Source organism: Paraburkholderia sp. RCC_158 (genome assembly GCF_041355255.1).
GTDB classification, from domain to species: domain Bacteria; phylum Pseudomonadota; class Gammaproteobacteria; order Burkholderiales; family Burkholderiaceae; genus Paraburkholderia; species Paraburkholderia graminis.
Genome location: NZ_JBFUPM010000039.1, coordinates 1 through 13,631, shown reverse-complemented (window position 1 = coordinate 13,631; position 13,631 = coordinate 1). Strand labels below are relative to the sequence as shown.

Sequence of the window (13,631 nt, the reverse complement as noted above, 5' to 3'; positions counted from 1 at the left end):
TCTTCCCAGAAAAAACCGCTATGGCCGAGTCTTCCGGTGTCCTTCTTCCCAAACCGACAGAGGTATTCGTCGGTCCGTTGCTGCAGATAGAAACCGTCGATGTGAGCGCTGGCATCAAGGCCTGCGATCGCTGGCTGCGCAGCATCAGCGATGATTTCATCACCATCGAGCGCATCCAGATGGTGGCCAACGCCTTGCCCGTCGTAGCAAACATCATGGCGGCCGTGGATCTTGTGCTCGATATCAAGGACATGGTCGAGCACAGCCAGCAACGGAAAGATCCCGATGTGTTCGACTGGATGAACCTCGGTCTCGACCTGATCGGCATCATCCCGATTCCGCCTGGGACTGCGGAATTCCGCATGGGCGCGCGGCCAGTGATGAAGCTGGTTCGACAAAAGATCGTCGAGAGCGGCAAAGCAATCGGCGAGGCGTCGTTGCAGGTCATGCAGACTGCACTGTTGCAAGCGGTGATCGACAGCCTGAGCGAACAGTTCGCCGGCCGGATACAAAGCTTTGTGGACGGTGTCAAAAAGGAACTCGACAGCCTGCTCAAGACCTGTGCGGAGTACATCGAGAAGTTCATGTTGGGCTTCGCTCGTCTGTTCGCTCAGGCGGCCGGTGACGAGCCGCTCAGCGCAGCGGGAAATGTGCGTGCGGCTGGCCACCACCTGGATCAGGCCGCCGCCGCATTTGCGGCTCATGATGCCCGTAAAACCGCCAGCGGTCTCGGCCATCTGATTGTCGACTTCGTCAAGATCGAGGCGAAGGGGCTGATCAACACCGGCACGTACGTGGCGAAGGCGCTAGACGTCTCATATCAGAAACCGCTACGTGAGATGGCGGCTGCGTTGCGGGCGATGGTGCCAACGGTCAAGGAGCGAATCCTGGCACTCGGCGGAACGGATGCTGGCAAGATCGGCTGGCTGATCAACCTCATTCAGGTCGCAATCGAAAAGAAGCGTGACATCCTGGCGCGTCAGCGCTTACATTCGACCGGCATTAAAGAGCGTGGCACGACGAAAGTGCATCGTCAGGAGGGGGAGGGACAGAAGGAGACATTGCGGCATACGGAGGATGCGAAGCATCCCGGCCCCAACGACGGCAAGGTTCATTGTCCAAGACCCTCCCCACCTACTCGGACCGCTCACTCGGTGGGCTTTGCGCTGGGTGACGAGCGGCTGAATCATCAAGACTTCGTCCTCCCCGGCGCGATGGCGATCGATTGGACAAGAACTTACCGCTCGTTCTTCGACGCGAACGACGAGCGAGGAGAACTGGGCGCACGCTGGATCACCGCGTACACCACGCGGCTGGATATACGTCCCGACAAACTGGTGTATCACGACGCCACCGGACGAAGCCTCGACTACCCTCTTCTTGCACCTGGCGATGAGCACGACGATGCGTCCGAGGGGTTCACTCTCCTCCGTCTCGATGAGCAATGGCTGACGCTTGCGCGCGGCCATGTGCTGCTCGAAGTATACGAAAAGCGAAACGATGCTTTCCGTCTTGCGTTCTATCGCGACAAGTCGGGAAACCAGGTCACGCTTGACTATGACGAGGCGCACCGTCTGCACCGGCTGATTACGGCGCAAGCCGTCGTGGCGTTTCGATACGACGCCCATGACCGAATCATCGAGGTCGCTCATCACGACGTGGAGGGCAAACGAGTCGGTACGCTCGCTGAGTACGCCTACAGCGCCGATGGTGACCTGGTTGGCGCAATGGATCGCTTCGGCAACCGGCGTGAGTATGCTTATCGCCACCACCTGATTACGCGCTACACGGATCGGACCGGACGAGGAATGAATCTCGAATGGAGCGGTGCCGATCCAAAGGCCAAATGCGTCCGCGAGTACGCAGACGACGGCAGTCATGACACGCGCCTGGCCTGGCATCCGGATTTCCGGAAGGTGAGCGTGACGGACGCAACGGGCAATGTTACGCAGCACTACTACGATCTGCACGGTTATACGTTCCGTATCGTTTATCCCGATGGTCGCGAGGAGTGGATGTATCGCGACATCAATCACAACCTTGTCCAGCACGTCTATCCGGACGGCACTAGCGAGCGCATGACCTACGACGCTCGTGGTCGATTGACCCGACATGCGCGCGCGGACGGCAGCACGATCGAAATGGTCTACGACGAAAAGGACCACATGGTTCAGATCGTCGACCCCGAGGGGCATGCCTGGAAGCGTGTTTATGACGATGCTGGCAATGTGGTGGAGGAAACGGATCCGCTAGGCCATTCCACGAAATACAGCTACAACGCCCAGGGCTTGCCTGTCCAGGTAACGGATGCCAAGGGCGGCGCCAAGGTCATCGCTTACAACGAAGCCGGACAGATGACGTCGTACACAGACTGTTCAGGCAAAACGACGGCCTGGGAGTACTACCTCGATGGGCGCCTGAAAACCGTAAAAGATGCGGCGGGTGGCACCACGACCTACCGCTATGGATCGAATGGTTTTCCTCAGGAAATCGAGAGTGCGGCCGGCATCGAACGCATTCAGTTCGACGCCGAGGGGCGCTTGTTGACGAGAACCGATCCGTTGGCGCGCACCACTCAGTACAACTACGACGGCGCTGGGCGGATCGCCAGCCGTATCGATCCGATGGGCCATTCTCTGAGCTATGGCTACGACCGGCAGGGCCGTCTGGTTCGGCTGACCGATCAGAACCGCGCGACGTACCAGTTTAAGTACGATCCGACCGGCCGCCTGCTCGAATCGATCGGTTTCGACGGGATGCTCACTCGCTACGAGTATGACGCGGAAAGCGGTCGGTTGTGCGCGATCGAGGAAGGCGGACAGAAAACGCATCTGGATTTCGATAGAGGTGGCCGCCTGACGAGCCGCGCCAGTGATGAAGTTGCGGAACGGTTCGCTTACGACGCAATGGGGCGGTTGATCGATGCCCAGAACGCCTATAGTCGCATACAGCATTTCTTCGACGCGGCGGGCAACCTGGTGCGCGAGCATCATGCCTACAACCTGTTCGATGTGCAGCGTAGCTACGTGTGGCACCACACGTACGACGAGCTGGGCGTACGCGTTCGAACGGTGCGACCGGATGGTCACGCGATCGACTGGCTGACCTACGGCTCGGGCCACGTCCACGGCATGGCGCTCGATGGTGAGGAATGTCTTCAGATTGAACGTGATGATCTTCACCGCGAAGTAAAGCGCATTCTGCCCAGCAAGATTGTTCAGCGCACGGACTACGACTCGGCGGGACGGATACTGCGGCAAACCATCCAGCGCGGCAACGCGCCCGCGCCGCTTGCTGCGCGCATGTACCGTTACGATGCGGCCGGCCAGCTCTCACACATTGAGGATAGCCGTAAGGGCCTGACGGATTATCGCTATGACCCGCTCGGCCGGTTGGTCGAATCGATTGGCCCGGGTGGCACGGAACTGTTCTCGTTCGACCCTGCGAGCAATTTGCTTGACGCAGGTACACCAGAAAGGGCTCAGCCCCATTCCACCTTGAGCGCCGCTCGACCGGAAAGCACCTTGCCGGCAAGGGCGCCCAAGGTGCTGGGAAATCTTCTCAAGGAATATGCAGGGACTCATTTCAACTACGACGAACGCGGAAATCTGACGGAAAAGCGTTCCCCCGGACGGAAACAGAGCTTTGAATGGGATGGGTTTAACCGCCTGACGCGAGCACGCACGGAGAAGCTCGATCAAAGTGTCGAAGCACGTTACTTCTACGATGCGTTTGGTCGAAGAATCGCGCGAGAGGTGGACGGCGAACGGACTGTGTTTGGATGGAGCGGCAATACTCTCGCGTACGAAAGCAGTGTAAAGCGCAGCACGCATTTTGTTTACGAGGCCGGGTCGTATGTCCCGCTTGCCCAGTATGCTGGGGAGCCGGTATCTGGAACACCAACACCGGTGTCTGGGGCGCATGAAAGGTATGCACCTGAAGACGATCCATTGCAACGCATCCCGGCGCCTGTTTCGGATGTACACCTGTTTTTCTATCACTGCGACCAGATTGGCACGCCGCTTTTGCTCACCGATGAACTGGGCGATGTAGCCTGGGAAGCATCGTACAAGGCTTGGGGCGAAGCAAAAGAGGTGATCGCCCGCGCCTCCAGTGCGACTGGAACTGCGCCGCAGAATCCGATCCGTTTTCAAGGCCAGCAGGCAGACGGCGAAACAGGGCTTGTCTATAATCGGCATCGTTACTACGACACCGATTCAGGGCGGTTCGTTAGCAAGGATCCGATCGGGCTGGCCGGTGGCCTCAATCTCTATCAGTATGCGCCGAACGCCATTGGCTGGGTTGATCCATTAGGTTGGGCTGGTGTCAACATACTTGCGCTGCCCGCTCCTACCAATGCGGAACCATGGATGCCAAATACGCCGCTGATGTCGGCGCCTGCCCCGACAGGGGGGCTGACGGTCCAGATGGCGATGGCTCCGGGCCAGACACGTCCGGGGGGATGGGCGACAACGGATAACATCACCAGCGTCGATTACGTGCGCAATGATCTGGCTGTCACGCCCCAGTTTAAGCCAGACGTGTCTCACGTCCAGACTTTCCATATTCCTGAAGGCGTGCAACTACAGCACGGTACGGTTGGTCCTCAAGAATACGGTTGCGCGTTGTATCCGGGGGGAGGAAGTCAGGTACAGATCCTAAACTACTCTGATCGGGCCAAGTTGGTTCCGATCGGAGCGCCGAGACCTATTGAATGAGTACCTTGGGAAAAATCTCAGACGTTCGGATCGTCGACCGCTACCCCGGTTACGACAAGGTCAACAATCCTCAGCGATTGAGCGTTGCGGAATTGGCGCCTGTCGGCCTTACGTGGCAGTCCGGGGGCGTTCAACACGCCATTCACAATCAGGCGGGCGTGAGTGGACGACTTCTTGGTGACGCTAGCGGTATCGCAGTCGTTGAAGGGCCATACGACCCTTCGGCGAATCGGGCTTATATCGTCAATGCAGACGGGTCATTGAGGGCGAGAATTCCCGCACAAATCGGGGCCGAGCGTGTCATGTTTTATGACGTGATCGAAGCTAACGGCTCAGTCGCATTTCTGGCTGCGGCGCCCGGAAGAGACGTTCGTCTCGAAGTGCGAGAGGCAGACGGCGCTCTGGTGCAAGTCACAGAAAGTCGGTAGGTGGATGTCGACGCGATGAACAGCGGTCTGACGTCTTCGTGCGACTCGACGAGCGCCGCGCTCGACGCGTGGTTCCGAGTGATGGCCCGGCTGCATCGCAGGTCGTCAGGCTGGATTGGAACGGTTGCGGTAGACCTCGGAGACACATTCAAACGGTATCTGATTTGAACGGCGCGACAAGACGACGGCTAATGGGGTCGTCCAAGCGAGCCAACTTCGATTGAGTGACAAAGACGTCGCCTATGCTAGATGGGACAGCGGAGTTCCGCATGCAAGCCCGGCCGGTTTGACTAAACGATGAGCATTGATACAACGAACGGTACCCTGACGGTCGGTCAAAGTGTCATTCCGTCGACGCTGACATTGCAAGAATTCCTGGCCGCCGCCATGTATCAGCCTCACACGAAGGTGCTGGAGAATGGACCTTTCGTGACGTACAAGATAGAGTCAATATGCGGCGACCATAAGTACATATCTACGTTGTACTTTCAGTCCGGTATCCTTGATTCCATTTCATTGTATGTCGCCGACTCAAGCCCGACGACAGGTTTGGGGAGTTGGGGAGAAGCCGAGGAACAGACGCGGTTGCAATCTCTTGTGGATCTTCTCACACAGCAAGGAATTGCCAACGGACAGCGCTTTGCCTGGGGCATTGTGAGTGCTTCGTACGATCAGCGTTCAGGGGACTCAAGCATTACGATCAGACATACGCGGCCGTAGATAAATATTCAGCGAGTTCGGTCTAAGACGATGTGATCGTCGGTATCTAGGAACGCGTCGAATGATTCCTCGATGCAGCATACGTCGACGGCGGCAGTCGCTAGTAGACGGCCATGTTTGATTTTTCCACGGGCACGCTGACCATTGATGCCTTTACGAGTCTCTTTCACGGCAGGCCGTCGCCTGACGACCTGCCGTTGACCGGGGCAACGGAACTCGCGAAGTACGGCGGGATGGGAAAACTATGGCATCACGGGCGTGAAGGTCCAGGGGAAGACGTTTGGCGTGACGGCTGGCTATTGCAAGAAGAGCTCGCAATGGTCGACTTCATATGCGTAGACGGCGTCGCCAGGGAAGCCAACTATTCGACGACTGAAGACGACGTTGTGAAGGAAAAGAAGATGCTATCGAAATTCATCGCGTGCGGAAGCACGGCAGCCTTGTGTGTCTTCTACGATCAACGCGGATACGTTTGTCGGCAACTGGGGAACGCTTACGGTACGCTCGCACCGTGTCGAACAGCCGCGGTTTCAGCGCGGGAGTACAACGGTCTGACTCAGGTCGCACACTCCGGAAACTGGCCGAAGGGTCGAATGATGAGGTCTCAACTCCGCGCCTTTTTGCTGACCAAAGACATTTATGTCGCCAAAGGCAAGGCAGCGGCCAATTCGAATCTTGGTAAAGGCGGAGGTACGCAATACTTCGTTTCGGATCAGGATAAGAATAGCCTTGTCGGCGGCAATGTATTGAAATTTGGGAGTTAATGATGTCGGGCATCTTCAATTTATCAACTGGCGAGCTGGATGTGGGCACAGGGCTAGTGCTCGCGCCGGACCGCACAACAGTGGCGGATGTCACCGGGGCCGGCTCGAAAGCGCTGGACGCTCGCAATGGCTGGGAATCCTTCAGCACCGACGAGATAATTATTTGGCGGCACTCGTTCGCGGTGTCGGCACATTTTTACGAAGGAAGATTCGCGGCGATCGATTGCCTTCGGAATGACGGAAGCATTCGCAACAGGACTGGTCGGCGACTGATGACGACCTGGTCCGCGAAAAAAAGACCTTGGCAAAACTGATCATGAAGGAGCCGGAAACGACACGCGTTGCGACTTCACAAGGCGTCGATTCGTTCGTCTTCAACTGGGGGACGACATCGGTTCGTGCCGACACACGGTCGATGATGGTCACGCTCACCATTGCTTATACCGAGTAACGACAACACGCGCACCATGAAACGATATCTGATTCTGAACGGCGACAAAACGACAGTTAACGGCGTCGTTCAAGCCGTGCCAACCACCATTCAATTGAGCGATAAGGACGTCGCTCATGAAGGTGATCCGGTCGCGTGCCCCGCTTGCAATACAACGGGAAAGATCCAGTGCGACGGACCACGTCAGGTCATGACCGCGCCAGACGGAAGGCATGCCGCTTTAAGTGACGATTTATGCATTTGCGGCTGCCATCCGCCGCCGCGATTGGTGTCCTCGCAACAGATGATGTCTGTAGATGCCTGACCAAAGACTTATTCTTCTGTCGTTGGCTTAACCCGGGAAGAGCGAGAGATTCCACAAAAGCCAGGAAGTATCGTTGCGGCAGCATTTGCGAGCGGCCATGTTCTTTTTACCGAATCCATATTTTCGACAGATCGGAGGGAAACAAATCCCGATTTAACATTTGTTTTTGAATAGGTGATTGCGACGGGAGCGTAATGTTTTGTATTATCGCGCGGTAGCGCGGGGGCGCAAAATTGCATAAACAAGAGGCGGTATGGGCGCGCAGGACATTATCGCGGCGATTAAAGGCGGCTTGTTGCAAAACGACCGTCTACTCGGACTGGACACGCCATTGGGCACCAATGTCCTTCTGCCCCAAAGGCTGGTGGGGCATTCCGGGCTCGGCCGCGATTTTGAATTCACGCTGGACGCGGTTTCAACCAGCGACAATATCGAGCTTAAAACGCTGATCGCCCAGCCGGTCACGCTCTGGATCCAGCAAACCGATCGGTCGTACGCCCCGCACCACGGTTATGTCCACACAGCCCGTCGCCTGGGCTCGGACAGCGCGATAACCAGTTATCAGATCGGCTTTGTGTCATGGATGCATTTTCTGCGTTTCAGGAAAGATGCGCGGATCTGGCAGGACAAACCGGCCGATGAAATTCTCACGGATGTATTCAATATGCATCCGCAGGCGCAGGGTGCATTCCGTTTTGCGTTGCGCAATCCTTTGCCGCAGCGCTCTTTCTGCGTCCAATATGAGGATGACTGGAATTTCTGTCACCGGCTGATGGAAACGGAAGGGCTGTTCGGCTATTTTGAACAGGCCGCCGACGGCAAATCGCACACGCTGGTCATTACCGACGATAGCGGCAGCCTGCCACCGCTGTCGCCGCAAACCGTCGACTTCTACCGCTCGGGCACAAACAGCGAAACCGATGCGTTCGTACAGTGGAGCGGTACGCGCACGCTGCAAAGCACGACGCTCACCACGCGCACCTTCGACTACAAGGCACCGTCTTCCGCCGCGAACCCGAAGGGCACGACGGTCCCGACCTTGACCACGCAGGGCGACCTGCCCCAGCAGGCCGAGGTGTATGAGTACACCGGCGCGTATACGTACGGACAGCAGGACCGCGGCGATCACCTCTCGAAGGTGAGGATGGAAGAGTGGGAGTCGCGCGCGAAGCGTTTCCACGGCGTAGGCGCGGTACGCCGAATCGACGCAGGCCGCTGGTTCGAGCTGCACAACCACCCGGAGCACGACACGGGCAGTCAGCAGGACCGGCAGTTTGCCGTGATCAATGTCCAATGGGTCATCGAGAACAACCTGCCTGTCTCAAATGGCACGACGGACTTCCCGCACAGCCTGAAACAGACGATCGCCGCAGCGCGGGCACAGCACGCGAACGATCCCGCGCTGCTCGTCAAGGCGGCAGACGGCAGCGAAGGCTTCTTCATGGCGATGGTCGAAGCACAGCGCAAGGCCATCCCGTTTCGCAGTCCCCTTGAGCATCAGAAGCCCGGGATGCACATGCAGACTGCGACCGTGGTCGGGCCGCAGAATGAAGAGGTCTTCACGGATTCGTTAAACCGGGTCAAGGTGCAGATGCACTGGGACCGGCTGAACGCAGGCGATGAGAACGCCTCATGCTGGATGCGGGTGGTTCAGTCGGACACGGGCGGCGGCTATGGCGCGGTCCACGTACCGCGCATCGGCGAAGAAGTCATTGTGTCGTTCCTCGATGGCGACTGTGACAGGCCGATCATCACCGGGCGCGTCTATAACGGTGCGAAGACGCCCGACTGGCATTCGAACGGCATCCTGTCCGGCTATAAGTCGAAGGAATATCAGGGCAGCGGCTACAACCAGATGGTGATGGACGATGCCACCGGCCAGAACCGCGTGCAGCTCTACAGCACGAGTGCAAATTCCCAACTGCATCTGGGCTATCTGATTGCGCAAACCGGTAACTCGCGCGGTGCGTATCTCGGCAGCGGCTTCGATCTGAAGTCGGATGCGTATGGCGCGGTCCGGGCAGGGCAAGGTCTGTATGTATCGACGCACCCAGCGACCGGGACATCAAGCCAGCCTCTGGACGTCCGCGAAGCAAATAGCCAGCTCGTCAATTCGGAAAGCGTGATTGAAGCGCTAAGCCAGGCGAGTGAAACCCATCAGGCGGAAAGCCTGAAAGATGGCTATGACTCGTTGAAATCCTTCACCGACGCGACGCAGAACAGCGTCACAGGCGCTGCAGGCAGTGGTGGCAATACAGCAGGCGGTGGCACGGGCAGCGCCAATGCATTCAAGGAGCCGATCATGCTGTTCGCGACGCCCGCGGGCATCGCGATGTCGACGCAGAAATCGACTCACATCGCGGCGACGGAGCACATAAACCTGGTCAGCGGCCAGAGCACGCATATTGCGACAGGCAAATCACTGCTGGCAAGCGTCGGCGAGAAAATCAGCCTGTTTGTTCAGAACGCGGGCATGAAACTGTTTGCGGCGAAGGGCAAAGTAGAAATTCAGGCGCAGAGCAATAACCTTGAAATCACCGCTCAGAAGACGCTGAAACTGCTTTCCGCGACGGAGAGGATCGATGTGGCTGCCAAGCAGGAAATCCTTCTCACGTCGGGGGGAGCGTACGTGCGCATTTCCGGCGGCAACATCGAGATTCATGCGCCGGGAAAGATCGACATCAAAGGCAGCCAACATTCCTTTGCCGGCCCCACGAGCCTTGATCGAACCTACAACGCGGAAGGCAAGAAAGCGGACATGCGGATCCGCTACATGGACGCGGAGGGCAATGTGCCCGAAGGTGAGCCGATCAAGCTCGCATCGGAGGATGGCGCGTTGCATAACGTCGTTCTCGATGGCGAGGGCAAGGGCGAACTGAAGGGCATCGATTTCGGCAAATTTGTTGCAGACCAAATCAAGCGAAGCGGAGAACAATAATGGGCGACCGTCCCTTGATCCAACATACCGTATGCATCGATTTACCGGGTGAGCCGGTCGAATGCTGGGCCGAGACCGATATCACGGTTCTGCTCCGCAAGCACCGCGACGTGATATTCGATATCCAGGTGAAGAAAGGCGCAACCTACACCGTTGAAGCATCCGAGGACTGGATCTACGACGTGGCCAAGAAGAAGCGCGTTAAGCAGGGACAGTTTCAGGACGGGCAACGCTACCATATTTGGCTCAGCAGGGATTTCAAGGGGCATCTGACACTCAAACAGAATGGCAAGGTGTATCAGAACTATTCGATGCGGATGTTCGGTTTGACGAACACCGACCCTTCACCGAAAGCCAAGCCCGAGCCGATCATCATTGCGATCGGTACCAATCACGACTCGCATCCGCCCAGCGCTTCAACGCCGCCGAAGCCGACGAACATCTCGCCACTGATCGCGTACCCGCAAGCGGCCGTTCCCGAGTATCTGCGCCCTGCGCCGCCGTTCGATCCGCTGCGCGCGGATCGGCTCTGGTCGTGCCCGTTGCCGATCAAGTTGGCGCCTGGTACCACGGTTGAGCCGATGCAGGAAGCGCATATCTTCGAAGTCGACAAGAACTCCATTCCCAAGGAAGTCGTGGATGCGCTGGCCGCGGGCGGCGCCGAAGAAACGGCCATCGACACCAACAAGATTGCGACACGTAACTGGCTCATTGGGCAACTGGCTGGTGCGACGGCGTTTCTGAACGACAACAAGCAGTGGATTCAGGAGCTTTGGGGAGAGAAGTTCAGGCTGACGAAAGTCGTTCACAAGAACGTGGGAGAAAGGATGTATGTCGTTTTCACCGGCAACCCGAGACTGCGCAAGTTGGTGACGGCCGCGCGGTACGGCGTGAAGAACGAAAAGGTGCTGACGATTGCTGGCGGCGCCGGCACGGCAGAGTCGGGCGCGGCGGCTGCCTGGGAAGGATCCAAGGGTGCATTCAAGAAGGCCGGTTTGATTGCGTTGATTTTTACCGTCACTCTCGATACGGCTGAATGGCTGCACGATTACGAGGAGATCGGTCCGGACGGAAAGAGAAAGAAGGACTTTGCGGATTTGCTGGGCAAGATAGGCATCGATCTCGCCAAGGCAGGCTTAAGTGCCGCCATTGCCTCCGTCGTGGTCGGTGCCATCGTGGCCGGATTGGCGGGCACTGTGGCCCTGCCGGTCGCCGCAATCGTGGTGGGGACCATTGTCGTGGCGATCGCAGTGGGTTACGGGCTCGACTGGGTCGACAAGAAAACGCACGCGACGGAGCATGTCACTTCATGGTTTCGCTCCATCGGCGAGTCGATGAAGCACGCGGCCGAATACTTGGAAAAGTCCATGCCAAAAGATTACGATGCGTACCCGATGATGTACATGCCGTGATATGGCATCCACCTGAAAGCGAACCTAGATGCCACGAGCACAATCGATAACGAAGCCCCAGGCGGGACCGAAAGACTCGGTTTGGGAGATGACGAAGAAAGTGGCGCCGATGAGCCTGTTGCTTCCCTTGCTGGGCACAGGTATTTCGTACGCGGCATATGCGGACGATCTTGCCGTATCTGGATGGCCATGGAAAATCGGACTACTGGTTACGCTGGTTTGCCTCTTCCTGCCATTCGTCATCTCGATGATGTACCGCCGTTCGAACCTGCTTTGGGTATGCGGACTGATACTATCGATTGCGATATTTGCCACATATTTCTTCTTCGGCATATTTGCCTACTTCTACTATTTCGTGTTTGCACCGATGTCATCCGTTCTGCGTTGGCCGGGACTGCTGGGTGGGATCGCGTTGACGCTGTACTGGGTGATCGTGTCGAGGCAAACGGCGATGCATACGATCACGAAGACCTCTTTCGTCAAACGGGCCTTTGAAGAGAGCGCATCAGAGTTTCGTTATCGAAACCAAGCCGGAATGGCACTGTTCGAGCGGCTCAATAAAGAGCGCTCGCCGTTTCCGAAAATCTATTCTTACATTGTCTTCGGTATCGCGCCGTTCTATCTGATACTGGGTCGGCTACTGTCGTCAAACTTCGGCGCGAGCGGTGTGTTGCTAGCCCTGGCGGTGTTGGGTATGCCAGTGTCTCTTTGGTTTGTTGGTCTGCTCGTCCGGATCTATCTCGTGATGGTCAGCTTACCTAGAAAGCTGGAGAGGGAACACCACAAGCCTGTGTTAGTGGCCGATTAGAAGAATAGTTGGAACCTTCGATCACCGGACGAGCTCCTTAGCGGCGCTAGCTCGCTCGTCACTGAACTCGTCGGATACGGCCGTGCTGCATCCTGCGAAGACCTCCAGCGCCGTAGTACGGCTTTCCCGTGCTCATGAATGACAGATGGGAATTTCTGATGCAACGGAACATAGCGCCCGAATAAATATCTCGCAGAACTTTGATGAGCCGGTTTTCAGCCGCCGGTCGATAGTCGGGAGGGAGTTTAATGAAGAAATGTATCGGTAAGCCTGTGCCCGCGTGGGATATGGCGCATCGGCTGCCAATCGACCGACCGGTGGGCCCAAAGATTCAGGACTTCGGTTCGACGTTCCGCGTCAACTCGACTTTTATGGACGCGGTCGAACCGTCGTTTCTCGAGAAGCAGTGGTATATCACTGGCGGCACTCTCGCATTTGTCTGCGTGGGCATCGGCCCCTATGTGTATTGGCTCACGCAAATCCGTTATCCAGACGCAGGCGGCATCTTCGGCAATTTTTTTGCGCTTTGCGTTTCCGCTGTCTTTGCTCATATTGCATTCAAAGTCCTCCGACGCTTTTTCTTCGGTCTGCGTTATCGACCGGTGCGTTTTCACCGTCAGAAAAAAACGCTTTATTCGATCCGTAAGCGCCGGTATTTCGCCGGTCCAGGCGATGGCGACATCGTATGGGAGGCGCCTTGGACAAGGGGTTCAATATTCTGCCTGCATAGCGAGGACACGCCGTTTGGCACCGTGTTTCATATCCGCCACTACGCCATTGACGACGACGGTAACGTGGTTCGGGCGTTTTCGATCGGTCGAGAGTGGACGGGCGAAGCGCAAGTTGAGATGGCATTGGCGCAATGGAACTATTGGTGCACGTACATGAACGACGGGCCGAGCCAATTGCCGAAACCAATGCTGTTCCATACCGAGCACGAAACGCTGCGCGAATCGTTCCTCTTCTCCATGTACAGTTTCGGACTGCGGACACCTGCTTTTTTTCGCATTGTGACGTTGCCCCTGTTTCGCGAATCCCATAGCTGAGAGATTTACGCGGCTCGTCCCTGTTGAGCGGCGAGCCAGTTT

Annotated in this window: 9 protein-coding genes; all 9 read left to right on the top strand. The window is 57.2% G+C overall.

Annotation, left to right across the window (positions count from 1 at the left end; all coding sequences use genetic code 11):
• The first annotated feature begins 20 nt into the window (after positions 1–20).
• The 9 genes from AB6809_RS34710 to AB6809_RS34670 all read left to right on the top strand — a co-directional run bounded on the left by AB6809_RS34710 (position 21) and on the right by AB6809_RS34670 (position 13,589).
• A complete protein-coding gene (locus AB6809_RS34710; RefSeq protein WP_371028384.1) occupies positions 21–4,718 on the top strand; it encodes an RHS repeat-associated core domain-containing protein in 4,698 nt (1,565 codons plus the stop codon).
• A gap of 725 nt (positions 4,719–5,443) precedes the next feature.
• The gene (locus tag AB6809_RS34705) at positions 5,444–5,866 is read left to right on the top strand and encodes a hypothetical protein (RefSeq protein WP_371028383.1); all 423 of its coding nucleotides are present in this window, start codon (positions 5,444–5,446) and stop codon (positions 5,864–5,866) included.
• A 113-nt stretch (positions 5,867–5,979) separates the two neighbouring features.
• Positions 5,980–6,630, top strand: coding sequence for a hypothetical protein (locus tag AB6809_RS34700; RefSeq protein ID WP_371028382.1), 651 nt, complete (start codon positions 5,980–5,982; stop codon positions 6,628–6,630).
• Between the two features lie 301 nt (positions 6,631–6,931).
• Positions 6,932–7,081, top strand: coding sequence for a hypothetical protein (locus AB6809_RS34695; RefSeq protein WP_192700585.1), 150 nt, complete (start codon positions 6,932–6,934; stop codon positions 7,079–7,081).
• Between the two features lie 16 nt (positions 7,082–7,097).
• Positions 7,098–7,385, top strand: a complete 288-nt coding sequence (locus tag AB6809_RS34690) for a PAAR domain-containing protein (RefSeq protein ID WP_192700584.1) — start codon at positions 7,098–7,100, stop codon at positions 7,383–7,385.
• 253 nt (positions 7,386–7,638) lie between these two features.
• Entirely contained in the window at positions 7,639–10,323 is a 2,685-nt protein-coding gene (locus tag AB6809_RS34685) for a type VI secretion system Vgr family protein (RefSeq protein WP_371028381.1), read from the top strand.
• Positions 10,323–11,735 carry a hypothetical protein gene (locus AB6809_RS34680; protein WP_371028380.1) on the top strand — a complete coding sequence of 471 codons (1,413 nt, stop codon included), beginning with the start codon at positions 10,323–10,325 and terminating at the stop codon, positions 11,733–11,735. The genes AB6809_RS34685 and AB6809_RS34680 overlap by 1 nt, the downstream gene beginning before the upstream one ends.
• 88 nt (positions 11,736–11,823) lie before the next feature.
• Positions 11,824–12,543: a hypothetical protein gene (locus AB6809_RS34675; protein WP_371028379.1), complete on the top strand. Its 720-nt coding sequence runs from the start codon at positions 11,824–11,826 to the stop codon at positions 12,541–12,543.
• A gap of 248 nt (positions 12,544–12,791) precedes the next feature.
• Positions 12,792–13,589: a DUF6708 domain-containing protein gene (locus AB6809_RS34670; protein WP_371028378.1), complete on the top strand. Its 798-nt coding sequence runs from the start codon at positions 12,792–12,794 to the stop codon at positions 13,587–13,589.
• Positions 13,590–13,631 lie beyond the last annotated feature (42 nt).